We start from the raw sequence: 24,213 nt of genomic DNA on the forward strand, positions 1-24,213 counted from the left end.
GGTCTCAAAGGGTTTGTAATGACGCGCGCGCATGGCGCGGGCGTTGGCTCAGGCTAAGGGCGTTACGCACCAGGGTTTGGGCAGAGCCATCGTGATGAAATCCCAGGGCTCGCGATTGCGGGGTACGCAAAGGCGGATAGCGGCCGAACAGGGCCTCCAGGTCCACGTTCGGCTGGTAGCTCACCAAGGCCCGACGGTCGTCGCCGAAGGCCTCGACCAGAGCCTCGACCACTTGGTCCATGGCCAGGTGCAGCACTGGCAACTGCCACACCCGCTGAGGGCCGGGGTTTTGCAGTTCGGCGGCATGCAGCAGGTTGTCGACGCAGCAACGCGCCGACATCCACCAGGCGGTGGCCTGCGGCGATACCGGGCAGCAATAGTTTTCTCCCGCGGCAAGGGCGTGCATCAGGTCGCTCATGAAGGCCGAACGCAAGCCATTCGGCTCGCGGGGCCTTGCGACGATGCCCGGTAGCCGCAATGCGCGGCCATCTACCTCGCCACGGCGGGCGAGGTCATTGAGCTGGGTTTCCACCATGACCTTGTGCGCGCCATAAGACAGCGCCGGACGCGGCATCCACTGCTCGTCCATGCGTGCCGGTAGTTGCGCGCCGTACACGGCCACGCTGCTGGCGTAGACCAGCACCGGTGGCCGCGCAGCGTTGCGCAACTGATCGAGCAGTTCCAGGGTCGCCAGCAGATTCACCTGCCGGCCCAATGCATAGTGCTCCTCGGCTGCGCCGCCGGGGACGCTCACCAGATGGAACACGACATCCACGCCATCGGCCAGGGCGCGGCGTAACAGGGTCGGTTCTGCGATACTGCCGGCGAGCAAGCGCAGGCGCGGGTCGGAAGGAAAACCCTCCAGTTGCCGATCCAGTAACACCAGCGCTTCCAACGGCTGGCCGCGCAGTTGGCCCTTGTCCAGCAGTCGTTGCACCAGCAAGCGTCCAAGGAAACCGGCAGCTCCGGTAATCATCACGCGCATGGCGGGGCTGCCTGGACTACCTGCTGGTCGATGGCACCGAACAACGGTGAACCATCCGTGTTGCGCGCCTCCATGCGAATGCGGTGACCGAATTGCAGAAAGCCGGTGCGCGGCGCACCGTGTTCAATCATTTCAATGGCGCGGCGCTCGGAAATACACGCCGACCCCACGCTGCGGTCGGCATTGGAAACGGTGCCAGAGCCAATCACGCTGCCGGCGCCAAGGCGACGGGTCAGTGCGGCATGGGCGATCAACTGATGGAAGCCGAAGTGCATGGCGCCGCCATGCGGGTGGCCAAACCACTGGCCGTTCCACTCCACGTTCAGCGGCAGGTGCACGCGACCGTCGCGCCAGGCACCTCCCAACTCGTCAGGGGTAACGGCCACCGGGGCGAAGCTGGAGGAGGATTTGGCCTGGACGAAGCCGAAGCCGGTCTTCATCTCCCGTGGTGCCAACGCCCGCAGGCTGACGTCGTTGACCTGCAGTACCAGGCGAATATGCTTCAGTGCCTGTTCGGCCGTGCAGCCCATGGGCACCTCGTCCACCAACACAGCGAACTCGCCTTCGAAGTCGATGCCGTGGGCCTCGCTGGGCAGTGCAATGTCTTGCTGCGGGCCAAGGAAGTCGTCGCCAGCGCCCTGGTACATCAGCGGCGTGGACTCTACGCCTTCGATGGGCGCAAGGTTGAACGCTCGCTGCATCAGTTCGCCATGGCTGAGGAAGCAAGAGCCGTCCAGCCATTGCCAGGCACGCGGCAGCGGCGCCATCACGCGGTTGGGGTCGAAGTCGAAGGCGCCGGCGAGTTCACCTTTGTTAAGGGCATCGTAGCGGCCGCGCAAGTCGGCCTCCACGTTCGGCCAGTCATCCACGGCCGCTTGCAACGTGGGGGCGATATCGGCGGCGTCCACCGCACGGCTCAAGTCACAGGAAACCAGTAGCAGGCGGCCGTCGCGGCTGCCGTCGTCGAGTGTGGCAAGCTTCATTGCAGCATCTCCTTGAGTTCGGGGGCGTAGCGGCCGTCAAGCAGGATGAAGACCATCCGCGCCATGTTCTCGGTGCGGTTGCTCCAGGCATGGTTGGTGCCGCGCTGGACCACGATGTCGCCGCGCTTGAGGTGGACTTCTTCGCCGTCGAGCACCAGCCATACCTCACCCTCGGTGACGAGGCCGTAGTCGAGGGTTTCGGTGCGGTGCATGAGCTTGTGCCTGGAGTCAGCCTTGCCAGTGCCTGCATGGGCTTGGCCGATCTCGGCGAAGGCCGCAGCGGCATCCTCGGCGCTGACCTGGTTCTGCACGCTGTCCGGCGGGATATCCACCACACGGATCACGCTGCCCTGGGCGCCGGGGGAAAGCTGCAGGGGCTTGTCGGTTGGGTCGGCGCCATTGTCCAGCAGCGCCGGGCTGACGCTGCTGTTCCAGACCTCATAGAACAGGGTGCCGGGCACCGCCTTGAGCGGGAAGTTGTTGGGCGTAGGGCCTGCCAGGGTGACCACGGCGCGGCCCTCGTTGTCGTGGCCGGTGACCACGCGCTGGAATGGGGGAAGTGCTTGCATGAAAACTCCTTTCAATCAATTGCCGTCACGAGGGGCATGGCTACCTCTAGATGTGATCAGGCGTGCTGGTAGCACCAGCGCCGCGCGAACGGAAACACTTCGCCAGCACCACGCAGGCGAGCGCCAGCAGCAACTGGGCGACAGCCACCACGGTCAGGGCGCCAGGCAATTGGGCGACCACGCCGCCATTAAGGCCCAGCACCACCAGAGGGCTGATGAACTCGCCGGCGAATAGGGCCGCGGTGAAGCCTCCGGTGGCGCGGCCGCGCTGGGTGAAATCGACCTGCCTCATCACCCCGGTGATCAGGGTCGGCAGCATCAATCCGATGCCCAGGCCATTGATCAGCACCGCAACCACCACCAGCGCTGGGTTGTCGGTGGTGGCCATCAGCAGCCCACCGCCCCCGGCTGTTGCGAAAGCCAGCAGCAGCAGGTGTTGCCGGCGCTGGGCGTTGAGCAGGCGGAAGCTCAGTGCACCGGCCAGCACGCCGAGCTGGTTGGCGCCCATGGTCATGCCGATCTGCTGGGGCGAATCGACGTGCAGCAAGGTGAGCAGGAAGCCGGCTTGCACCGGCACGATGAATAGGCTGACGCCCGCCAGTACGGTGAGCAGGTACAACGGCAAGAGCCTGCGCCACGGGAAGTCTTCAGCCTTGCCAGACAACGCCGCGGCTTCAGCGACCTTCGGCTCCCAGAGCAGCATTGCCATCAGCGGCAGGAGCAACAGGCCGGCGCCGTACAGCACGAAAGGCAGACGCCAGTCGTTTTGCCCAAGTGCGCCGCCCAAGGCGATGAACACTGCCGCCGAAAGCGAAGTGGCGACCATCTGCAGGGCGAACAGGCGCTCGCGCCGCCCGCCCTGGTAGTAGTCACCCATCAGCGTCGTGCAGCAGGTCATGATGCCAGCCTCCGCCAGGCCCAGGCCTGCACGGCTGATGACGATACCCAGCAGCGACTCAAGCCACAGCGGCAGCAGCCCGCAGAGGCTGTAAAGCATCATCGAGGCCAGCAACAACGGCTTGCGCCCCAGGCGGTCGGCGATGACACCGGCAAACGGCGCCAGCAGCGCGATCACTAACGCCGGAATGGTCAGGCTGATAGGCACCAGCACTTCGGCGCCGGGTGTATCGGCAAAATGCGCCTGCATGCGCGGCAGTACCGGTGCCAGCAGCACCGCGCCCAGCACCGGCAAACAGCTGCCGAACAGTAGCAACAGGGATTGCGGCAAACCCGCCTGGCGCTCAGTGCTCATTGCAGTGCGCCTCCATGGCCGTCCGTAGGCCGCGTGGGAGTGCGAGCCAGAGGATTTGCAAGGTCTCGATCAGTGGTGTCATACCCATGTGCTCTTGTTGTTGGGGCGAAGGTCAGCGGGTGGCGGTATCCAGCAACAACGGGCGACCAGTGGCGGCTGCCTTGCCGGGCTGCCTATCGGCGACTGGCTCGGCGCCGACGACTGCATCGCTGCGGCGGGTCGCTGGTAGCAGGAAATAGGCGAGCGCTGGCAACAGCAGCAGTGCGCCGACCATGTTCCAGACGAACATGAAGGCCAATAGCACGCCCATGTCGGCCTGGAACTTGATGGGCGAGAAGATCCAGGTGCCGACGCCGATGGCCAGGGTCACGCCAGTGAGCATCACCACCTTGCCGGTGGAGACCAGCGCGCGGTAATAGGCTTCGGAAAGGCTGGCGCCCTGGCGCAGGTGGCCAAGCATGATGCTCATCACATACAGCGCGTAGTCGACGCCAATGCCCACGCCCAAGGCGATCACCGGCAAGGTGGCGACCTTGACGCCGATGCCCAGCCAGACCATCAACGCCTCGCAGAGAATGGAGGTAAGCATCAGCGGGATCACCGCACAGAGGGTGGCGCGCCAGGAGCGGAAGGTGATCAGACACAGCAAGATCACCGCGCCGTAGACCCAGAACAGCATCTCGCGATTGGCTTCCTTGACCACGATGTTGGTAGCGGCCTCGATCCCGGCGTTACCGGCAGCCAACTGGAATTTGACTTCGTCGGTGTCGTTGGCAGCGGCGAAGGCTTCGACGTGCTCCACCAGCCGGGTCAGCGTTTGCGCCTTGTGGTCGGAGAGGTAGACATAGAGCGTGAGCAAGTTGCACGACTCGTTGTACAGGCCGCGCGGCGCGCTGGCGGTGATCATGTTGAGCATCGCCTGGTTGTTCTGCAGTTCGTACCACTTTGGGCTGCCTTCGGAGAGACCCACCAGCATCCGACGGTTGAGCAGCGCCAGCGAGTTGGTCGAGTCCACGCCCGGCAGGCTGCGCAGTTGCCAGTCCAGCTCATCGACCTTGCGCAGGATGTCGTAGCGTGCGCAGGCGCTGTTTGGTGTACGCACCATGATCGCGAAAAGATCGCTGCTGGCCCCGTAACTGCGGGTCATGAAGGCATCGTCCAGGTTGTAGCGCGAGTCGGCGCGCAACTCCGGGGCCCCGGCGTCAAGGTCGCCGATGGCCAAGTTCAGGCTGACCAGGAAGCCGAGCACTGCCATCACCAGGCTGACAACCACGCAGACGGCGGCCCAGGGCTTGCGGGTGAACAGGTCAAGGAAGCGCCAGAATGCATGACGCACTTGGCCCCCCTCCTCGGCCCGCTCGCTTCTAAGGCTCAACGCAGCAGCGTCAGGGCTGACGCCGACATAGGAGAGCAGTACCGGAAGCAGGATCAGGTTGGTGAAGATCAGCACGGCCACACCGATGCTGGCGATGATCGCCAGGTCCTGGATCACCTGGATCTGGATAAGCATCAAAACGGCAAAGCCCACGGCGTCGCACAGCAGCGCAGTGAGGCCTGCGAGGAACAGTCGGCGGAAGGTGAAACGCGCAGCCACCACGCGGTGCATGCCGCGACCGATGTCCTGCATGATGCCGTTCATTTTCTGCGCGCCGTGGCTCATGCCAATGGCGAACACCAGGAACGGCACCAGCACCGAATAGGGGTCCAGCTCGTAGCCCAGCAGGGGCAGCAGGCCAAGCTGCCAGACCACCGCCACCAGCGAGCAGAACACCACCAGCAAGGTACTGCGCACACAACGCGTGTAGCCGTAGAGCACCACCGTGGTGATCAGGATGGCAACAGCGAAGAACAGCAGGATCTGCTCCAGGCCTTCGATCAGGTCACCGACTTTCTTGGCGAAACCGGTGATGTGGATATCGACGCTGTCGCTCTGGTACTTCGCCCGCAGGGTCTCCAACTGATCGGACAACACCCGGTAGTCCAACGGCTTGCCATCGGGCGTGCGCGCCATCAGCGGCACGTAGATGATGCTGGAGCGCTGGTCGAAGGCTACCAATTGACCGATCTCGTTGGACAATTGCACGTTGCGCCGCAGTTCGCCCAGCGATGACGGGCTGCCATCGTATTCATCAGGAATCACCGGGCCGCCGTCCAGGCCCTCTTCGGTCACCGAAACCCAACGGGTGGCAGGCGTCCACAGCGACTTCATGTAGGCGCGGTCAACACCCGGCAACAGGTAGATCTGGTCGCTCAGCGCCTGCAGGGTACGCAGGTAATCGGCGTCGTAGATATCACCGTGGCGGTTGGTGACGGCGATACGCACCGCATTGCCGATGCCGGACAACTCCTTCTGGTTGTCCAGGTAGTTGGCGATGTAGGGGTGCCCGGTGGGGATCATCTTCTCGAAGCTGGCATTGAGCTCCAGGCGGCCCGACTGCCAGCCGAGCAGCACGGTGGTCAGCAGGCACAGCAACAGCACCCAATGGCGGTGATTGAACAGTGCGCGTTCGATCAGCGATCCAGAGCGAGGATCGAAGTTATCGGACGCGGATGACAGGGTTTGGCGAGCGGAATTCATTGACTCACTCCGGAGCGGAAACGGTGGGCTGTGGCAGGCGCGAAAGCCCGGAGAACCCCGCGGCAACGAGGCTGCCATCGGCGGCCTGGACGATGCCTGAGACCGGTTTGCGCAATGATTCGGAGACCGGGGTGAATCCCGAGGGAGCGCTTGCAAACAATCCGCCCGCTTGATTGGCCAGCAGCACGCGACCATCGTTTAAAACACGGGCATCACTGAAGGACACCGGCGCCAGGGTCGGCAACGCTTCGGCGCGCTCGGTCCCGGGCGCCAGGACAAACGCGTGGCCTTTGAGCCCGCCAATGAGCAGTGCACCGTCGCCGCGCGCTGCCAAGGTGAACAGCGTGCCGGCATAGGGGCTGCTTATCTGTTGGAAGTGTTCTCCGTCCAGCGCCCGCGCTAAGTAGCCCTGCTCGCCGGCCAGCACCAAGTCATTACCTTGGTACGCCACGGCATACAGGTGCAGGCCCATTGGGTTATCGATCTGGCCCATCGCTGAATGCCAGCTAGCGCCGCCGTCATCGCTGCGCAAAGCCAGGCCGTAGGCACCGACCACCAGCACATGCTTGGTGTCACGGGCTGATAGCGCCAGGAGTGGTTTGTCGGGCCCTTCAGCAAGCAGGCGTTCGGCGGTTTGTACGCGTACTTGCGCCACTTCGTCATCCGCCTGGTTCGACAGCACGCTTTGCGCTGCCTGCAATTCAAGCTGCGCTGCACGCAGTCCATCGAGCTGAAGTCGCCAGCTTTCGCCACCGTCGCCCGTCCCCAGTACCACACCGCCATGGCCCACGGCCCAGCCGACATTGGCATCGGCAAACTGCACTGCGGTGAGCCCCACCGATACCGGCACGCTGGCTTGACGCCAATGCTCGCCGTTGTCATCGGATAGCAGGATCAGACCGCGTTCACCTACCGCCACCAGGCGCTGGCCCGCCAAGGCCAGGGCAGTGAAAACCCCGCGCTGAGGGTTGGCAACCTTGGCCGCCGGGCTCTGTAGTACGTCGCCGACCACCAGCCCTTGAGCCAGGCAATAAGGCGCAAAAGGCATAAGGAGGGCCAACAACAGGCCACTCAACTGACGCAGTGTGTTCATATCTACCTCGATTCTGTCGCAGGAGGGGAAGGCGCTGTGCACCCTCCCCTGAACATCGTCAGCGCACGCCGCGCCCGGCCATTGCGGCAGGTGAGAATTCAGCAGGTTTGTAACGTTCAACCAAGGCGTACTGCTGAGCTTTGCCGGTGTAAACGTTCTGGATGAACCAGGCACCGGACACCAGGTCGTAGAAACCCGAAGACAACTGGGCCACCGCCGGCAGGTCTGGCATCACCGCAGGCAGCGACCACAGGGTCTTGGCCAACTGGCCATTGGCGTCCCAGCGATCACCGAGCATGGCTTGCCATGTGTCCTCGTCGAGGTAGTACCGCCCTTTGGGCAACTGGTGACGCTTGCCGGGTGCAAGTTCGGCGTCTACCACCCACACGCGATGGAGCTCCCAGCGCACTTGGTCGGGGTTCAGATGATGTTTGTCGAACAGGTCTTCAGGCTTGCCGGCAGCCTGGACCTTATTGGTGTTGTAGGGGATGTACATCTCTTGCTTGCCCACCAACTTCCAGTTGAAGCGGTCCAGCCGACCTTGGAACACACTCAGCTCATCGAACGACATCACCCCTGCAGTCGCCGGCGTAGGGGTGTCGCAGCAGGCGTTGGGCAGCTTGCGCACTCGTCGCTGACCGGTCAGGTAGACGTGGGCCTCTGACTTGTCGCCATTGAGGTTGGTACGTCCCATGATTTGTTCGCCTGCCCGCAATGGCGGGCCAACGTTGAGCAGGCGGAACAGCCAATAGTCACCGTCGAAGCTGGCGGCGTTACCATCCTTGTAGTAATACGGCATCTCCTGCACCGCTTTGCCGTCAGTAGTCAGTACTTGGGCGCCATCGGCGGTGATCAGGTAATGCCGGAAATCCATCGCCAGTGACGTGCCGCGCCAGTTGAGGATGTGGTTCCACATCGCCTCTGTGCCGTCTTTCGGGATCGGGAACGGAATACCGCCGTAGGCACCTTCAGGCACAAGGCCTGCACTGCTTTGCACCAGCTTGGCGTGCTTGGCATTGTTCAGGGTGTTGTCGTACACCCATTGCGGAGCTGCAGCGCTGCGCCGGGTTGGATAAACGTCGATGCGATAGGTGTCCGGGTAACGCTTGAACATGGCTTTGGTGCCATCGCTGAGTTTGGCCGCGTACTGGTCCATGTTCTTGCTAGTGATGCTGAACAGCGGTTTGTCAGCGGCAAACGGATCGCCGCGCTTGCCACCCTCTTTGAACGCGGGGTCCACCTTGGTGTAGCCGCCGTCCCAGGCCGGAATGCTGCCGTCGGCGTTACCGGCGCGCTCAGCGCCCAGCGGCGTCAGTTGCTTGCCCAGATCATCCGGGCCAGCGGCTTGCACGGGTTGCAAACTGAGCGCGGCAGCGCCGAGCAGGGCCACACAAAAGTGCTTGAGTGAGAAAGGAATGTTCATGCACGCGTCCCCTCAGAATGTTGTTTTGACCGAGAAGGCCAGGTAGTCCCGGTCTTTCAGTGATTGTTTGAACGTAAACTGGCTGGCGGCGTTGAGGTTGGTGTCCTCTGGGCCGTAGTAGTGGGTGTAGGTCAGGCCGAAGGTGACTCGGTCCAGGTAGGTGGCATTCAGGCCGATGTTGAATTCGCCACCGCGGTCCGGGCCGAAGCTGCTGATCACCGCCGATTTGCCCATGGGGAAGTAACTGACGCCCACTGGCACACTGAGGTCGATGCCAGGGAAAATCTGCCGATATGTCGGGCTATACACCAGCTTGATGCCAACGCCGTCGTCGGTAGCGCTCGGGTCAAGCGCAGCACGGTTCTTGGTGACACTGAGCAAGCGGTTCCAAGCGATTTCGCCGACCAGGCTTGCCTCATTGGCGATGAACGAGGGGCCCAGCGACGCCAGCATGTTGAGGTTCAGGTGCGCCGTGCGGCCCACGGCATAAAGCGGATGGTCGTCATTGTCGGCAACCATGCCCGGCGTAACGGTCTGGCCGTTGGAAACCAGCGGCATATTCCAGCGCATGGAGGCTTCACCGGCGAAGCTGTATTCATTCAGCGTGGTGGCAAAGCTTGCGCCCAGTGCACGGATCTCTTCGGGATAGACCCAGTAGTATTCGCCGATCTGGCCAGTGGCGAAGTTCGGTCCGGTAGCGCTTGGTTTCAAGTACAGCTTGGGGGATTTGTCGTGGTACTGGATGGCGTAAAGGCCGTACTCAACGGTGTCGGCGGTGTAGCGCAACTGCAGGCCGCCCTGCCCCGAGCTCTTGGCTTCTTTGTCGTTGCCGTGGAAAAAGGCTGCCGGGCTGCCGGGGTTGCCGCCCAGAAATGGCGGGAACGGTGCGCCGACAATAAGTCGCTCGTTACCTTCGCCAATGGTGTCGCTCACCGAAAAATAGCTGCCTGCCCCCGGCAAACGGGTTTCTTCCCATTCGAACTGGTAGTAAGCGCCGACTGACAATGCATCGGTCAGTTGATAGGTGGTCGACAGCTGGCTGACCGGCCGGGTGATTTCCTTGAACTGGGTGTTGGGTACCGACACTGCCTTGACCACGTCTACCGGTGCCATGCCGCCAGCGATACCGTTGGCGCCGAAGAACAGGCTTTCACCCCAGATCAGCCCGTGGCGGCCCAGACGTACCGAGAGCGCGCGGTCGGCCAGATCACCGTTCCAGTAGACAAAGGCATCCAGTAGCTCGCCGTCGCCGCCGTGCAAGTGGCGGGTATCGTCGGTGAATTCGTCGTAGGCAACCGAACGCTGGTTGGCCCGCGTCGGGTCATTGTTGTCGTTGTCTTTCTGGTATTCGGTATCGAACCAGCCCGCGCCACTGATCCGCGCGCCGTATTCGCGGTAGCCAATGTCCAGTTCAGAAAGTACATCCAGGCGGTTGGAGATCAGGCCCTTGTCAAAGTTGCGGTCGCCATCGTCCTGGTTCAACGCCACCGAGCCGCTGCTGAGCTTGCTGCTTTGGTCCTTCAGGCGCCAGGCAGAGCTGTACTTGAGCGTGTTGTCCCACCGCAGACTGAGGTCAGGGTTGTCGGTCTGCACTTCAAACGCCTGGGCACATGGAAGACCGCAGACCAAGGCAGTGGCGAGCGTCAGAGTGAAAGGCGCACGCCGCGCTGCGGCGATGGAGCGAATAGCCATCGAACGAACCCTCTTTTATTGTTTTTGTTGGCAATTTTCTTTGCCACCACGGCCGGACGAGGCGAACGGGATCGATGCGATCGACCTGCCGAAGTGAAGTCAGCTGGCGGGATAGACCAGACGACGGGAACAGGTTGACCTCAGTGCAGGGCTCTGACTAATCGCTTGTTGGGATGTGACCTATCGGCAATCGCGATACTTGTGGCCAAGCATTGAATCGTGCGGTTGCGATGGTCGGAGGGGGGTATGCCCGCGCAAAGGTGCGAAGGCAGACTGGAAGGTTGATACCGGAAGGGGCCGCCGGTAGCCGGTAGTGTTATCTCAGGTTCAGCTTGGTCGTCGAACGGATGAAGATCATGGTCACCACGCTCAGGGGTTCTCTGGATCGTAGTCGTTGACGTGAGAGACCTGGCTGTTCAAGCGTCCAAGCAAGTTGATCAAGGTATCGACTTCGGCTGACGAGAGGCCGCTCAGCAAGCGACGCTCTCGTTCAAGCGCAACCATCAAGACCCGGTTGTACAACTGCACACCGCTCTCGGTAAGCGAAACGGTGTAGCGCCTTCCGTCAGCAGGATCTACTTCCGTACGAACTCGCCCTGCCACCTCCAGCGCCTGTAGAGAGCGGCTAACAGCACTTTTGTCGAGGCCGATCACCTGGCAGATACGATTCGCCGTTATCCCGCTTTCCACTGCCAGCATGGACAGCATCCTCCACTCCACAACGCCAATCCCGAAGTGTTTTCGATAGCACTGCGAAGCCCCTGAGGAGAGTTTGTTCGACAGAAAATTCAGCAGCGCGGGCACATAGCGGGCGAGGTCTAGCTGGGGGGCCGTGGACATAGAGAGCACACCTTCAATTGGCCTTGGAGAAAATTAGTTGACACCGCAACCAATTGATCCGAGGATTTACTCAACCGATAGCTGGGGCCAGCCCAGCATGATATGCCGTCACAGCACCTCACAAAAATAATTATCAGGTAATGCCATGAACACCCGTCACCTAGTCACTTCCCGCGTGCCTGGCTGCAAGCCAGAGCTGCCGCCCTTCGCGCCAGGCTGACCTCCTCCCGGTCGATCTTTTACCTGTGAATTTTCCGTAGCCGCTTGAATGTGGAGGGATGAGTCATGTTTGAAGTCAACGTCAGCCGCAAGGCAATCGAAGCAGAAGGTGTTTGCAGCTTTGAATTGAGCCCCTTGGATGGCGGATCACTCCCGCCCTTTGAAGCCGGTGCCCACATCGACGTTCATGTACCAGGCGGGTTCATTCGCCAGTACTCGCTGTGCAATGACCCACGAGAGCGTAATCGCTATCTCATCAGTGTTCTGAGGGAGCCTAGCTCCCGCGGCGGCTCGCAGGCAATGCACTCAGCTGTAGAGCAAGGTCAAACGCTGACGATCAGTGCGCCACGCAATCTGTTCCAGCTCGACCACCGCGCAAAGCGCCACCTGCTGTTTGCCGGGGGCATTGGTATTACCCCAATCCTGGCCATGGCTTATGAGCTTTCGCATCGCAGCCTGGAGTTCGAGCTTCATTACTGCTTCCGCTCCAGCGACCGTGCAGCATTCGTCAACGCACTTGCTCATGCGCCGTTCGCGGACCGCATCGCTTTCCATGATGACAGCGGCGTGCAGCAGCAAAAACTGAATGCCGCCGCCATTCTCGATAGGGTCGATCAAGGTTGCCATCTGTATGTGTGCGGCCCCACCGGCTTCATGAACCACATTCTGGAAACCGGCGAGGCGGCCGGCTGGCCGCAAGCGCGCATGCATCGGGAGTTCTTTACGGGCCAGGTCAGTGACCAGGGTTCGAACACGCCCTTCGAGGTAGTGCTCGCCAGGAGCGGTAGAACCTTTGAAATTCCAGTCGACCGCAGCGTATTCGAGGTGTTGGACGACGCGGGAATTGAAGTTCAAACATCCTGCGAACAAGGCGTGTGTGGGACATGCGTGACACGCGTGCTGGAGGGTATCCCGGATCACAGGGATCAATTCATGACCGCCGATGAACACGCCAGAAATGATTGCTTCACGCCGTGCTGCTCCCGGGCAAAGTCACCTCGACTCGTACTTGACCTCTGATCTCTAACCAACACATTCACTGCAACGGAGACTCCTATGACTGCCTCTCCCCTTCAGTCACTCGCCCAGGATATTGCACCCGCCAAGCCTTCCACATTCCCGCTCAATCAATGGTATGTGGCTGCGTTGGGCTGGGAACTCAAGGATCGTCCCGTGGGCCGAACCTTGCTGAACACATCAGTCGTGATGTTCCGCACAGCGGATGGCAAGGTGGCGGCACTCGAAGACCGATGCTGTCACAGGGCACTACCACTGTCTGATGGAACACTTGAAGCCAGCGGCCTTCGCTGCGGCTATCACGGTCTCTTGTTCAATGAAGCCGGTAAATGCATTGAGATCCCCGGCCAGGAAAAAATACCTAGCAAAGCAAAAGTGGCAGCCTTTCACGTGGTTGAAAAAGACCAGATCGTTTGGATCTGGTTTGGCAGCCCCGAACACCCAGAGCCTATCGATGAACCTCCTGCCTACGATGTTCACACGAATGAGCATTATCTTTTTGAGGGTGACGTGTATCACTACGACGCGCCCTATCAGCTCATACACGACAACTTGATGGATCTGAGCCATTTGGGCTATGTCCACCTACGCACCATTGGCGGCAACGCCAGCGTTCACATGAATGCCCAAATGACGGTAGAAAGTGACGACCATTCGGTTCGCGTTGTTCGACACATGCCTGACTCCGTCCCACCTCCGACCTATGTCGCCGCCTACCCATTCAAGGGCACTGTCGATCGCTGGCAGGAAATTGAGTTTCATATCAGCCACTTGCGTATTTGGACCGGCGCTGTAGATGCCGGAACCGAGCCCCTGGACAATCCGCAGCGGGGCGGCTTCCACATGCGCGGCTTCCATGGCGTGACCCCGGAAACCGAAACCACTAGCCATTACTTCTGGACCATCGCCACCAACCCGGAAAGCAATCACGAAGAAGTTAAAGCGAAAGTAGTTGAGCAAACCATAATGACATTTGATGAGGACAAAGTTGTTATCGAATCTCAATACAAGAACCTGTGTCGATTCGGTGAACGGCAGATGATTGATATTCATGTTGACGTCGGTGCCAACAGGGCCCGCCGCATCATAGAAAGGCTTTGTCACGCCACCCGCTGAATGCCCAGTGCATTTATATCGTGCGGTTATCAGGCTACGGGGGCGAGCGGGATCGCCCCCATCACCACCTGCTGCAGGTCAGTCGATATTGAGGCCCATCCAGTCACTCAGTTTTGGGGTTGCACTTGAGCACACCATTGCCGGTTTCTCACCCAGTCTGTGCTACGCACTCATGTCCAACGGTAGCGATTGGGTCCCGGTCGCGTGCTTCATTGGTGGCCTCGCCTTGATAGCAGCAATCGCAGCCCTGTCATCCAGGCCTGCCGCCCTTGCCGCTTCGGCTCCAACTCACAACCTGCAGGCGCAATCACAGCATTGACCCTGAGGTGCTGGCCTACCCGCACTAGAAGTCCACCCTACCCCGACCCGCCTTGACCGTACTCCGCCTGGCTTTTCCTTCGAGGCGGCGGGTCTTCGAGCCGAGGGTCGGCTTGGTGGGGCGGCGTTTCTTCTCGGTCTTGCCGGCACTGATGATCAACTCGGCAAGACGCGCCAGTGCGTCAGCACGGTTCTGCTCCTGGGTGCGATACTGCTGGCCCTTGATGATCAACACGCCGTCACCGGTGATGCGGCTGTCACGCAGCGCCAGCAGTCGCTCCTTGTAGAACTCGGGCAACGATGAGGCACGGATGTCGAAGCGCAGGTGCACGGCGCTGGACACCTTGTTGACATTCTGCCCACCCCCGCCGTGCGCGCGGATGTATGTCAGTTCGATTTCGGCATCCGGCAGATGCACGTTATTGGAGATGGTTAGCATGACTGGCCCTTGTAGTTGCCCCCATTATCACCGCCTGCGCCGATCTCCCATAGCGTTTGTGATAACACTCAGCGTGGCTGCGATGAGCAAGAATACGCCACTGGCCATAAAGGTAGCCCGGTAACCGGCCCCGTCGTACAGCAAGCCGCCCACTGTGGCACCAGCTGTGATCGCCAACTGAATCACCGCAACCATCAAGCCACCACCGGCTTCTGCATTGTGCGGCAGCGCCTTGGCCAACCAGGTGAACCACCCCACGGGCGCACACGTGGCGATCAGTCCCCAAAGGCCGAGCAAAACCGCAACTGGAACCACCCAGGTACCCACTGCGATCACGGCGAATGCGATAGCGCTCATGATCAGCGGTATTCCCACCAAAATCCTGTTCAGGTTTCGGTTAACAAGCGCGCCCACCAACAGGGTGCCTAGCAAACCTGCGGCACCAATGACCAACAGCAGGAGCGAGAGCGTGGGCAGGTCGACAAGCGTGACCTTCTCCAGGAAAGGCCGCAGATACGTGAAGAGTGTGAACTGTCCCATGAAGAGGAATGCTACTGCACTCATGCCAAGTGCGATCTTCCAGTCCCCCAGCAAGCGCAGGGGGCCGAAGGCCGATACCTGAGTGCGCTGGCTCGGCATAGCCGGCAGCGTGAAGGCCTGCCAGATCAACGCCAATGCAGCCAACGGCACGACGCAAAAGAACGCCCCTCTCCAGCCAATCAAGCCGCCCAGGTAGCTCCCAACGGGCGCCGCGATGGCCGTGGCCAACGCAGTACCGCCCTGCATCACGGCAATAGCCCGCGCAATAAGTGCCTCTGGCGCGATGCGCATCATCACTGCAGTGGACATCGACCAGTAACCACCAATGGCAATCCCAAGCACGGCGCGCCCTACCATCAATGTCAGGTAGTTCGGGGCAAACGCCACCATCGCGCCGGAAACCAGCATGAGCGCAGTAGTGGCCAACAGCACCGGTTTGCGGTCGATCCCCTGGGTCACGGCTGCCAGCAACAGGCTGGTGATGACAGCAAAGAAACCCGAGATGGAAATGGCCTGCCCGGCTTGGCCTTCAGTCAGTGACAACTCGGACGCGATCGGCGTGAGCAAGCTCACCGGCAGGAACTCTGAAGCCACCAGGGCAAAAGCACATAGTGACATCGCCAGGACAGCGCCCCAGACGTGACGGCTTGAGTGTTGAAGGGGTATTACTGGGCTGTTCATAGCGGTTCTCGTTGTATCAATCTCAAAGTGCACGGGCCTCAACTGCCGCCAATATTCCTCGCATAAACCAGCACACCAGTAGAGCAAACGGGTAGTTTTCTTGCCTAAATGTCCAGCCCCTGGTCACCGGACATGGACAGGTGAAGTGACATGAAAGTAATGTTTTGCCATACGATGATCGGAACCCACGCCATGGCCACCCACGCATTAACGCCTTCAAGCACGAACCCAATGGCCACGCTGTGCAGGGTCATCGGCGCCCACGCGCCCAGTGCGGGCGATTTCGCGACAAGCATTGCAGACCTGAGCGTCTACCGACGTAACACCCCAGCCCCCCCGATCACCTGCATCGTCGAGCCGAGCATCGTGCTGGTCGTGCAGGGCGCCAAGGAAATGGTCATCGGCAGCGACGTGTTCCCCTACGATACGACTCGCTTCCTGGTCACCTCGCTGAACATACCCGCCAACTCAGCGGTGACGATGGCCAGCGATGCAGCGCCCTGTCTCGGCCTGGTATTCAAGCTCGACCTGCGCACGCTGGCGGAGCTGATCGCGCACGATGGTCGTCTTCCTGTGAACGGTCAGTCCTTCCATACCAGCGCTGGCGTGGGTGAACTGAGCCCGAAATTGTTGGAGAGCTTCGCCCGTCTGATTCAGCTGCTAGAGGAGCCGGATGCGATACCGGTGCTCTGGCCCCTAATTCAACGAGAGATCCACTATCGTTTGCTGTTGAGTAACCAGGCCCCTCTACTGCGCTATATCGCTTCCGTAGGCAGCAAGGGCCATCGAATTGCCAAAGCCATCGACTGGATGAAGCTGAACTACGCCGCGCCTTTGCGAGTGGACGAGCTGGCCTCCCAGGTGCAGATGGGGCTCTCCACCTTCCATCAGCATTTCCGTCAGCTCACTGCCATGAGCCCGCTGCAGTACCAGAAATGGCTGAGGTTGAACGAGGCGAAACGGTTGATGCTCAACGAAGACCTGGATGCTGCCACCGCTGCCTTCAAGGTCGGCTACGAGAGCCCCTCGCAGTTCAGCCGCGAGTACGGGCGCCAGTTCGGCATGCCGCCCAAACGTGATATCGCAGAGCTGCGCCTAAGCGCGGAGAGAACAGCTATCTCCACGCCTATCGTGGCGTGAACCCCGACGCGGGATAACCGCCCAAGCTGCGATACTACAAGTACCGATTAGCTACGCTTGAGCAAAGCATTAACGTTCAACGTCAACGCTTCAAGCGTGAACGGTTTCGTCAGCACAGCCGTGTTGGGCTCTAGCTGGGCATTGTCCAAAACGTGCGGCTGCGCATACCCCGTCATGAACAAGACCGGAAGCCCCGACCGAGTGCAGCGGCCGGCATCGGCCATCTGCCTGCCGTCAATGCCTCCTGGGAGGCCAATGTCGGTCACCAGCAAATCGATGCGGGTATCCGAACGCAGTAATTGAAGGCCCGCTAGACTGTCGGCGGCCTCAATGACGATATAGCCGCAGTTACCCAGCGCTTCACTCACAAACATGCGGACGGAGGGCTCATCATCGACGACCAGTACCGTCTCGCCTGGCAAGGCCATTGGCGATTCAGGCAAGGACTCTGCGCGAGGTGCAGCTTCGACGCTGGCTGCAAGGCTGGGTAATTGAAGGAATACCCGGGTTCCTCGCCCCTCTTCCGACTCGATCCTGACTTGCCCGCCCGATTGTTTGGCAAAGCCATAAATCATGGACAGCCCAAGCCCGGTGCCCGCCCCTACGGGTTTGGTCGTGAAGAACGGCTCAAATACTCGAGTGAGCGTTTCGGTACTCATGCCGAGACCGTCGTCGGCGACACAGATTGTGAAGTAGGTGCCAGGCTCCAATTCCGGATCCAGCTCGGCCCCTTGCACCAGTTCCTCGTTGTAGGTATTGATGGCGATTGAGCCTCCGCCTTTCAACGCGTCACGCGCGTTGATGCACAAGTTCAGCAGCGCGTTCTCCACTTGGGCCGGGTCGACCAGGCAGGTACTCGATGTCGCGCGGAGCTCCACCTTGAGTTGAATGGCTGGCCCTACTGTCCGACTTATTAGCTCCTCCATATCGCTGATGAGCGTGTTCACATTGGTATGAACAGGCATCAGTGTCTGGCGGCGAGAGAACGCTAGCAGCCGGTGAGTGAGTGAGGCCGCCCTATGCGCCGCACCGTGGGCCACCGTCAGGTAGCGCTCTACATCAGCTATGCGTCCCTGCTTCAAGCGGAGCTTGATCAAATCAAGGCTCCCCGTGATGCCCGCCAGCAGATTGTTGAAGTCGTGTGCGATGCCTCCGGTCAATTGACCGACCGCTTCCATTTTTTGCGATTGACGCAGCGCTGCTTGCGCCGCTTCTCGCTCGGCCACGGCTTCTGCAACCCTCGCTTCCAAGGTGCGGTTGAGTTCAAGCAGTTCCGCCTCAGCATTTCTTCGCGCGGTTACATCGATTGACGAGCCGATCAGCCCGATGACCTCGCCTGCTTCGTCGCACAGTGGCGCTTTGACCGAAAGCCAGTAGGTGGCTGTGCCATCCGGCATGTCGACACGCTCTTCGATCTGAACGGCCTGCCCGCCCTGCATGATGTGCCGATCGGTTTCCATTATCTGGCGTGCTTGGGCTTTGTCTTCCAAAAACTCCAAGTCGGTTTTGCCCAGGTAGAGCTCCGGTGGCTTGCCAACCAGTTGGGTGACACCATCGTTGGCAACGATCAGCCGCCCCGCTAGATCTTTTGCGTAGACAACACCCGGAACGGCAGCAGTGAAGGTACGAAGCAACGCTGACATCCTGTCGCGCTCAGCCTCTGCTGAGCGGCGTGACTCAATGTCCATGAGAACGCCAGGGAACCGAACAGCGCGACCTTCATCGTCAAGCTCAGCTCTACCATTAGCCTCAATCCAACGGTAGTTGCCATCATGCTGTCTGACGCGGTATTCACACCGGTAGGCCCCACCGCGGGTCATCGCCTCTTCGATGTCGGCAGAGACACGTTCACGATCGTCAGGGTGAATAGAGGCGAAGGCTTCCTCAATCGGGATACCTGCCATGCATTTATCTGCTGGAAGTCCAAAAGATCGCGAGAATCGCTCATCCGCAGTCACTTGGTTGTCGAGGATGTTCCACACCCACGTTCCAACGATCGCGCCAGCATCGAGCGCCAACTGCAGGCGCTCCAAAACGCTCGTCGGAAACGCGGACTCCTGATGGGGTGATGCGGGAGCATCCAAGTCTCCTGAAGAGCCGGCGCCTTCGCGATCCATAAATTGCCTCTTTCTTACGCTTATGAGCGACTTGCCACTGGAGGCGATTCTAAAGCGTGATGCCGAGCGATAGCGAGCACAGCGCTTCGCCTTTTGGAAGCGCACTCGCGCGGAGTACATTTGTACCCCACGCGCAATATCTCATTTAGCGCTTATACCGGAACGGCTGAGGCATGCTTGCCTCATACCTGAAAAGTCACGCGCCAGCCCGCCTGCTACCTGTGCGTGGCAGGCATCAGGAAGGCCAGCACGTAAACCTAGCCCAGCTCGCGTTTGAGTTGTTCTTGATCGAGAACACCTTCCCAGCGAGCCACAAACAGTGCGGCGACACCGTTACCAATCACATTGATCAGTGCACCGCCTTCAGAGATGAACCGGTAGACGCCCAGCACCAACACCAGGCCGGCAGCGGGAATGACGTCGATGGAGCCAAGCGTCGCAGCCAGCGTGATAAACGCGCCCCCGGTCACGCTCGCTGCCCCCTTGGAAGTCAGCAGCAGGATGAGCAGCAGCGTTATCTGGTGATAGAGCGATACATCGATATCCAGGGCTTGGGCGATAAAGATGGCCAGCACCGTCATGTTGATGCAGCTACCGTCCAGGTTGAAGCAATAGCCTGACGGCACCACCAGGCCCACCGTGGACTTCTCGCAGCCAAGCTTCTCAAGCTTGGTCATGAGTCGCGGCAGCGCGGACTCAGAGGACGATGTGCCGAGCACCAGAAACAGCTCTTCCCTGATGTACTTCAAAAACTTCCAGAGGCTGAAACCAGCCAGCCGAGCGGCAAGGTTCAAGATCACGAACACGAACACAAGGCCGGTCACGTAGTAGCAGATCAGCAGGTTTCCATAGGCCGCGAGCGATCCGATACCGTACTTGCCCACCGTGAATGCCATGCCACCGAAAGCGCCCAGCGGTGCCACGTACATGACGATTTTGAGCATCCGGAAGAACGCTTGAGCAACCAGATCAATCGTCGCCAACAGCGGTTTGCCGATAGGCCCTAGCAGCTGGAGCCCAAAGGCGAACAACACAGAGATAAACAGTACCTGAAGGATCTCGCCGTCAGCGAAGGCGCCAAACACGGTGGTGGGAATGATGTGTGTCAGGAAGCCAACAACGCTTTGATCGTGTGCCGCCTTGGTGTAGCCAGCAATAGCGGATGCATCCAGCGTAGCGGGATCAATGTGCATCCCTACCCCAGGCTTGAACAGGTTTACACCTATCAAGCCAACAATCAGTGCCAAGGTAGTCAAGACTTCGAAATACACGAGAGACTTGAAGCCAATACGACCGATCTTCTTAAGGTTCTGCATGCTGGCGATGCCGCTCACGACGGTGCAGAAGATGATCGGCGCGATCAGCATCTTGATCATCTTGATGAACGTATCACCTAGCGGCTTCATCTGCTCACCCAGACCTGGGCTTATGTGCCCCAGCAGGATACCCAGCAAGATGGCCGCTAAAACCTGCACGTAGAGGTGGTGATAAAACGGCTTGCGTTTGATCACCGGGGCGTCAGGAATATCGGATGAAGAGCTGATTGTTTTTGTCATGGCGCTCTACCTGTTCAAGTTGTAAGTGCTAGTGCGGTCAGCAGACCACGTTGATCGGCTTCCCTGCGGCGAAGGCTTGGATGTTCGAAAGCAAGATGTCCTTGAGGCGGGATACGCTGCTCTGGCTTGCCCAGCCGACGTGAGGGGTCATGATGAGATTTTGAAGTTGGCAGTTCAGTAATGGGTGATCAGCGCGCGGTGGCTCTCCATCCAGCACATCAAGCGCAACGCCACCGAGGTGACCGGACTGCAAGGCTTCGAGCAGTGCGTGTTCGTCAATGAGCGGCCCTCGAGCAGTGTTGATCAACAGGGCTCCGGGCTTCATCTGAGCAAGCTGCGGTGCGCCGATCAGATGCTGGGTTTGCGCGGTCAGCGGGCAGTGCAGCGTAATGGCGTCCGACTGCTGCAGCATGCCTTCGAACGAGACATAACCGTCACGGACAGTGGCCGCGCCGCGATGCTCGGCGAAGATCACCTTCATCTCGAGCGCTGAAGCCAACCGGGCCACCCTACTCCCGATATCACCGCGCCCCACAATACCCAGGGTGGCGCCCCGGATGTCGAGGATCGGCGTACCGTGCACGCAGAAGTGATTGGAGGTGGGCCAGTGACGTGACGCGGCCTCACGGTATTCGAAGAGGCGCCTGCGGAGTGCGAACAGGGAGGCGACAACTGCTTCAGCAACGCTTACCGCTGAGTAAGCCGGTGCATTGCAAACGGTAACGCCCAAATCCCTGCACGCTGCGATGTCGATGCAATCATAACCGGTCGCTGCGACGCAGATCAGCTTCAACCCAGGGAGTTGTTCAAGCTGCACCCGCCCCAATTTCACCTTGTTGGTAATGGCAACCTGGGCATCTGCAAGCGCAGCGACCACCTCGTCAGGGCCAGTGCGCTCGCGGACAGTCCAGCTGTTAGCAAATGCGGGGCGCGGCATGGCAGACGGCAGGCTGGCGCCGTCCAGGAATACGATATTCATGAAGTACCTCTTGTTATTTTGTCAGGTCGCGAGCGCGTTCACAGCGGCTCGGAAATCTCGATCAGGTTGAGATCTGGGTCGCGCACGTAGACTGAACGGATAGGCCCAGTGGCGCCCGTTCGCTGAATGGGCCCTTCAACGATCGGCCAAGCCTGGGCCTGCAGATGTGCAATCACCTGTTCTAGACCGACGCTGGCGATGAAGCACAAGTCCAATGCGCCGGGAACGGGCAGATGGGCCTTCGGCTCAAACTCTTGGCCGCGGACGTGGACATTGATCTTCTGATTGCCAAAACAGAACGCCAGGCGCCCTGCCCCGAAGGTCTCGAGGCGCATGCCCATGACGCGGACATAAAAGTCTTTGCACGCCTCGACATCAATGGTGGTAAGTACCAGATGGTCCAGGTGGTCAATCATTTCGCCACCTCCGGTATCGCCGACACGACTTGCTTGGTCATGTTGTGGACGTGATCAGGGATGGGATGCAGGTTCAGGCGCTTACCCGCCTTGAGGATCTGGCTGGGCGTTGAGTGCCCGATCAACCCCGGTAGGCGTGCTGAGGCCAGGAGGATTTTGTCCAAGTCGACGCCGGTGTCGTATCCGATCAGGTCGAGCATATGAACGAGGTCTTCAGTACACACATTGCCACTCGCGCCCGGTGCGTAGGGACAGCCGCCCAGCCCACCGAGTGAAGCGTCAAACCGATCGACCCCGGCCTCGAGTGCGGCCAACGTGTTGGCCAGGGCCATGCCGCGGGTGTTGTGGAAATGCAGCGTCACCTGCAGTTCAGGGAAGCGTTTGAGCACCTCAGTTGACAAGGCCTGCACCTGCGAAGGGAACGCCATGCCTGTGGTGTCACACAGCGTAACCCCACGCACACCCAAATCTGCGAAGCGGGCAACCCAGCTCATTACCTCTGAAAACGCCACATCGCCCTGCATCGGACAACCGAATACCGTAGAGAGCGACACGTTCACGGCAACGGGGCCTTGGCCAATAACCGAGACTACTTCCTTCAATTGAGCAAAGGAGTCTTCACGGGTCATGCGCAGATTGGACCTGTTGTGGGGTTCGCTCACCGACATGACCAGGTTGGCCTCGTCGATTCCGCAACCCAAAGCGCGCTCGGCACCCCGGACATTGGGAACGAGCACCGTATACTCGACCCCGGGCTGGCGTTTGATGCCATGCATCACGGCTTCTGCGTCACGCAGCGCCGGAATCGCCTTGGGCGAGGTAAACGAGGTCACCTCAATTTTGGCGAAGCCGCACTGGCTAAGCGTGTCGATCATCGAAATCTTGTCAGCCGTCTCGATGAAGGTTGCTTCGTTCTGGAAGCCGTCACGGGTTGCGACTTCTTGCATAAATAGGCGTTTCATCAGGTTACTCCGTACTTCAAATAATGCCGCGTGCGCGCCACTGTTCACGGGTTTGCGCATCGATGCCGTACGCATTCAAGACATGGTCGGTGTGCTCGCCGAGGGTCGGTGCCCTTGATCGCAACTGCCCTGGCGTGGAAAGGAGCTTGGGCACGATGCCTGGCAGAGTGACCGGTGTTCCATCGTCCAGCGTGCTCGCCAGCAACATGTCTCGAGCCTGGTAATGGGGGTCGGCTGCGATATCGGCGGCGTCGTAGATCTTACCGGCAGGAATGCGCGCATCGTTCAGCGCATCCAGGACTTCTTCAAGCGAGCGCTCGGCCGTCCAGGTCGAGATCGCAGCGTCGATGCGGGCCACGTGTCGAACGCGGCCATCGTTCTGCTCAAGCTCAGGATCATTGGCGAGATCGAGGCGATCAATCTTCTCCATCAGACGGCGATAGATGCTGTCCCCATTACCCGCGATCAGCGCATACTTTCCATCCTTGCAACGGTATGCGTTTGTGGGTGCGATCCCAGGCAGGCTGCTGCCAGCCGGTTGGCGAATGGACTCGAATACCGAGTACTCAGGGATCAGGCTTTCCATCATGTTGAACACAGACTCGTACAGCGCGACATCAACCTGCTGCCCCTCGCCGTTGTTCTGCTCTCTATGGCGCAAAGCCAGAAGAACGCCAATCACCCCATGAAGCGCAGAAAGAGAGTCACCGATCGACACCCCAACCCGCACAGGCGTACGCCCTGGCTCACCGGAAAGATGGCGTAAGCCACCCATGGCCTCCCCAATGACACCAAAGCCCGGCAAGTCACGGTACGGGCCGCTCTGCCCATAGCCAGACACGCGCAGCATGACCAAGCGTGGGTTGATTTCGCGCAGGACGTCCCACCCCAGGCCCCACTTTTCAAGCGTGCCGGGGCGGAAGTTTTCGATGAGGATATCAACGTCTGCAACCAGCCGTTTGACCACATCATGGGCTTCGGCCTGACGCAGATCCAGCGTAATAGAGCGCTTGTTGCGCGATTGAGACGCCCACCATACGGACGTTCCGTTGTGGAGCATGCGCCATTTGCGCAGAGGGTCGCCGGTCACTGGTGGTTCGATCTTGATAACGTCGGCACCGAACTCGGCGAGCATCTTGGCAGCAAACGGGCCAGCAATCAGCTGCCCCATTTCGATGACCTTGATGCCTTGTAATGGGAGGGTCATGGCGTCATCCGCTCTTGTGGGTTGTTATGGCAGGATGATCCCTCTCATTGTGCATGATGAAAATTGCGAAATTATCCAGTACCCTTTCCAA

Annotated in this window: 20 protein-coding genes; 3 read left to right on the top strand and 17 right to left on the bottom strand. The window is 60.1% G+C overall.

From position 1 onward, the window contains the following. Positions 1–4: 4 nt before the first annotated feature. The 9 genes from D886_RS0107390 to D886_RS0107430 all read right to left on the bottom strand — a co-directional run bounded on the left by D886_RS0107390 (position 5) and on the right by D886_RS0107430 (position 11,415). Positions 5–985, bottom strand: coding sequence for an NAD-dependent epimerase/dehydratase family protein (locus D886_RS0107390; protein WP_027593290.1), 981 nt, complete (start codon positions 983–985; stop codon positions 5–7). After that, on the bottom strand, positions 976–1,968 hold the full coding sequence (locus D886_RS0107395) for a fumarylacetoacetate hydrolase family protein (protein ID WP_027593291.1): 993 nt from the start codon (positions 1,966–1,968) through the stop codon (positions 976–978). Before D886_RS0107395 ends, D886_RS0107390 begins: the two co-directional genes overlap by 10 nt. Beyond that, positions 1,965–2,537 (bottom strand): cupin domain-containing protein, encoded by a 573-nt coding sequence (locus D886_RS0107400; RefSeq protein ID WP_027593292.1) that lies wholly within the window; start codon positions 2,535–2,537, stop codon positions 1,965–1,967. The genes D886_RS0107395 and D886_RS0107400 overlap by 4 nt, the downstream gene beginning before the upstream one ends. Before the next feature lie 46 nt (positions 2,538–2,583). Next, positions 2,584–3,789 (bottom strand): MFS transporter, encoded by a 1,206-nt coding sequence (locus tag D886_RS0107405; RefSeq protein ID WP_027593293.1) that lies wholly within the window; start codon positions 3,787–3,789, stop codon positions 2,584–2,586. A gap of 112 nt (positions 3,790–3,901) precedes the next feature. Further along, on the bottom strand, positions 3,902–6,367 hold the full coding sequence (locus D886_RS0107410; RefSeq protein WP_027593294.1) for an RND family transporter: 2,466 nt from the start codon (positions 6,365–6,367) through the stop codon (positions 3,902–3,904). Positions 6,368–6,371: 4 nt separating this feature from the next. After that, complete coding sequence (locus D886_RS0107415; RefSeq protein ID WP_027593295.1) at positions 6,372–7,460, bottom strand: hypothetical protein; 1,089 nt, start codon at positions 7,458–7,460, stop codon at positions 6,372–6,374. A 58-nt stretch (positions 7,461–7,518) separates the two neighbouring features. Further along, positions 7,519–8,883 carry a DUF1329 domain-containing protein gene (locus D886_RS0107420; protein WP_027593296.1) on the bottom strand — a complete coding sequence of 455 codons (1,365 nt, stop codon included), beginning with the start codon at positions 8,881–8,883 and terminating at the stop codon, positions 7,519–7,521. Between the two features lie 12 nt (positions 8,884–8,895). Next, positions 8,896–10,575, bottom strand: coding sequence for a DUF1302 domain-containing protein (locus tag D886_RS0107425; protein WP_027593297.1), 1,680 nt, complete (start codon positions 10,573–10,575; stop codon positions 8,896–8,898). 369 nt (positions 10,576–10,944) lie between these two features. Then, the gene (locus D886_RS0107430; protein ID WP_027593298.1) at positions 10,945–11,415 is read right to left on the bottom strand and encodes a MarR family winged helix-turn-helix transcriptional regulator; all 471 of its coding nucleotides are present in this window, start codon (positions 11,413–11,415) and stop codon (positions 10,945–10,947) included. Positions 11,416–11,700: 285 nt separating this feature from the next. Here D886_RS0107430 and D886_RS26805 point away from each other — a divergent pair, with 285 nt between their 5' ends. Continuing rightward, complete coding sequence (locus D886_RS26805) at positions 11,701–12,654, top strand: PDR/VanB family oxidoreductase (protein WP_033694016.1); 954 nt, start codon at positions 11,701–11,703, stop codon at positions 12,652–12,654. Between the two features lie 36 nt (positions 12,655–12,690). Next, complete coding sequence (locus D886_RS0107440; protein ID WP_027593300.1) at positions 12,691–13,767, top strand: aromatic ring-hydroxylating dioxygenase subunit alpha; 1,077 nt, start codon at positions 12,691–12,693, stop codon at positions 13,765–13,767. Positions 13,768–14,110: 343 nt separating this feature from the next. On the opposite strand, the gene arfB is transcribed toward D886_RS0107440, so the two are convergent. Together arfB and D886_RS0107450 are read right to left on the bottom strand one after the other, a co-directional pair. Beyond that, the gene (gene arfB / locus D886_RS0107445; RefSeq protein ID WP_027593301.1) at positions 14,111–14,524 is read right to left on the bottom strand and encodes an alternative ribosome rescue aminoacyl-tRNA hydrolase ArfB; all 414 of its coding nucleotides are present in this window, start codon (positions 14,522–14,524) and stop codon (positions 14,111–14,113) included. A gap of 27 nt (positions 14,525–14,551) precedes the next feature. Beyond that, a complete protein-coding gene (locus tag D886_RS0107450; protein WP_027593302.1) occupies positions 14,552–15,745 on the bottom strand; it encodes an MFS transporter in 1,194 nt (397 codons plus the stop codon). 192 nt (positions 15,746–15,937) lie between these two features. Between D886_RS0107450 and D886_RS0107455 the strand changes: the two genes are divergently transcribed. Further along, a complete protein-coding gene (locus D886_RS0107455) occupies positions 15,938–16,885 on the top strand; it encodes an AraC family transcriptional regulator (protein ID WP_027593303.1) in 948 nt (315 codons plus the stop codon). A gap of 47 nt (positions 16,886–16,932) precedes the next feature. Here the strand turns inward: D886_RS0107455 and D886_RS0107460 are convergent, their stop codons facing one another. The 6 genes from D886_RS0107460 to D886_RS0107485 all read right to left on the bottom strand — a co-directional run bounded on the left by D886_RS0107460 (position 16,933) and on the right by D886_RS0107485 (position 24,122). Continuing rightward, on the bottom strand, positions 16,933–19,002 hold the full coding sequence (locus D886_RS0107460) for a PAS domain-containing sensor histidine kinase (protein ID WP_027593304.1): 2,070 nt from the start codon (positions 19,000–19,002) through the stop codon (positions 16,933–16,935). 257 nt (positions 19,003–19,259) lie between these two features. After that, positions 19,260–20,558, bottom strand: coding sequence for a C4-dicarboxylate transporter DctA (gene dctA, locus D886_RS0107465; RefSeq protein ID WP_027593305.1), 1,299 nt, complete (start codon positions 20,556–20,558; stop codon positions 19,260–19,262). A 37-nt stretch (positions 20,559–20,595) separates the two neighbouring features. Next, the gene (locus D886_RS0107470; protein WP_027593306.1) at positions 20,596–21,537 is read right to left on the bottom strand and encodes a D-2-hydroxyacid dehydrogenase; all 942 of its coding nucleotides are present in this window, start codon (positions 21,535–21,537) and stop codon (positions 20,596–20,598) included. A gap of 38 nt (positions 21,538–21,575) precedes the next feature. After that, positions 21,576–21,953: a VOC family protein gene (locus D886_RS0107475; protein ID WP_027593307.1), complete on the bottom strand. Its 378-nt coding sequence runs from the start codon at positions 21,951–21,953 to the stop codon at positions 21,576–21,578. After that, complete coding sequence (locus tag D886_RS0107480) at positions 21,950–22,915, bottom strand: hydroxymethylglutaryl-CoA lyase (RefSeq protein WP_027593308.1); 966 nt, start codon at positions 22,913–22,915, stop codon at positions 21,950–21,952. The genes D886_RS0107475 and D886_RS0107480 overlap by 4 nt, the downstream gene beginning before the upstream one ends. Positions 22,916–22,931: 16 nt before the next feature. Continuing rightward, on the bottom strand, positions 22,932–24,122 hold the full coding sequence (locus D886_RS0107485; protein ID WP_027593309.1) for a CaiB/BaiF CoA-transferase family protein: 1,191 nt from the start codon (positions 24,120–24,122) through the stop codon (positions 22,932–22,934). Positions 24,123–24,213: the final 91 nt, after the last annotated feature.

Origin of the sequence: Pseudomonas sp. LAIL14HWK12:I7 (genome assembly GCF_000483465.1) — a bacterium.
Lineage (GTDB): Bacteria > Pseudomonadota > Gammaproteobacteria > Pseudomonadales > Pseudomonadaceae > Aquipseudomonas > Aquipseudomonas kermanshahensis.

Excerpts from the sequence above, each read along its gene's own strand:
- D886_RS0107390 (WP_027593290.1), bottom strand. The coding sequence starts at position 985 with ATGCGCGTGATGATTACCGGAGCTGCCGGTTTCCTTGGACGCTTGCTG.
- D886_RS0107395 (WP_027593291.1), bottom strand. The coding sequence starts at position 1,968 with ATGAAGCTTGCCACACTCGACGACGGCAGCCGCGACGGCCGCCTGCTA.
- D886_RS0107400 (WP_027593292.1), bottom strand. The coding sequence starts at position 2,537 with ATGCAAGCACTTCCCCCATTCCAGCGCGTGGTCACCGGCCACGACAAC.
- D886_RS0107405 (WP_027593293.1), bottom strand. The coding sequence starts at position 3,789 with ATGAGCACTGAGCGCCAGGCGGGTTTGCCGCAATCCCTGTTGCTACTG.
- D886_RS0107410 (WP_027593294.1), bottom strand. The coding sequence starts at position 6,367 with ATGAATTCCGCTCGCCAAACCCTGTCATCCGCGTCCGATAACTTCGAT.
- D886_RS0107415 (WP_027593295.1), bottom strand. The coding sequence starts at position 7,460 with ATGAACACACTGCGTCAGTTGAGTGGCCTGTTGTTGGCCCTCCTTATG.
- D886_RS0107420 (WP_027593296.1), bottom strand. The coding sequence starts at position 8,883 with ATGAACATTCCTTTCTCACTCAAGCACTTTTGTGTGGCCCTGCTCGGC.
- D886_RS0107425 (WP_027593297.1), bottom strand. The coding sequence starts at position 10,575 with ATGGCTATTCGCTCCATCGCCGCAGCGCGGCGTGCGCCTTTCACTCTG.
- D886_RS0107430 (WP_027593298.1), bottom strand. The coding sequence starts at position 11,415 with ATGTCCACGGCCCCCCAGCTAGACCTCGCCCGCTATGTGCCCGCGCTG.
- D886_RS26805 (WP_033694016.1), top strand. The coding sequence starts at position 11,701 with ATGTTTGAAGTCAACGTCAGCCGCAAGGCAATCGAAGCAGAAGGTGTT.
- D886_RS0107440 (WP_027593300.1), top strand. The coding sequence starts at position 12,691 with ATGACTGCCTCTCCCCTTCAGTCACTCGCCCAGGATATTGCACCCGCC.
- arfB (WP_027593301.1), bottom strand. The coding sequence starts at position 14,524 with ATGCTAACCATCTCCAATAACGTGCATCTGCCGGATGCCGAAATCGAA.
- D886_RS0107450 (WP_027593302.1), bottom strand. The coding sequence starts at position 15,745 with ATGAACAGCCCAGTAATACCCCTTCAACACTCAAGCCGTCACGTCTGG.
- D886_RS0107455 (WP_027593303.1), top strand. The coding sequence starts at position 15,938 with ATGGCCACCCACGCATTAACGCCTTCAAGCACGAACCCAATGGCCACG.
- D886_RS0107460 (WP_027593304.1), bottom strand. The coding sequence starts at position 19,002 with ATGGATCGCGAAGGCGCCGGCTCTTCAGGAGACTTGGATGCTCCCGCA.
- dctA (WP_027593305.1), bottom strand. The coding sequence starts at position 20,558 with ATGACAAAAACAATCAGCTCTTCATCCGATATTCCTGACGCCCCGGTG.
- D886_RS0107470 (WP_027593306.1), bottom strand. The coding sequence starts at position 21,537 with ATGAATATCGTATTCCTGGACGGCGCCAGCCTGCCGTCTGCCATGCCG.
- D886_RS0107475 (WP_027593307.1), bottom strand. The coding sequence starts at position 21,953 with ATGATTGACCACCTGGACCATCTGGTACTTACCACCATTGATGTCGAG.
- D886_RS0107480 (WP_027593308.1), bottom strand. The coding sequence starts at position 22,915 with ATGAAACGCCTATTTATGCAAGAAGTCGCAACCCGTGACGGCTTCCAG.
- D886_RS0107485 (WP_027593309.1), bottom strand. The coding sequence starts at position 24,122 with ATGACCCTCCCATTACAAGGCATCAAGGTCATCGAAATGGGGCAGCTG.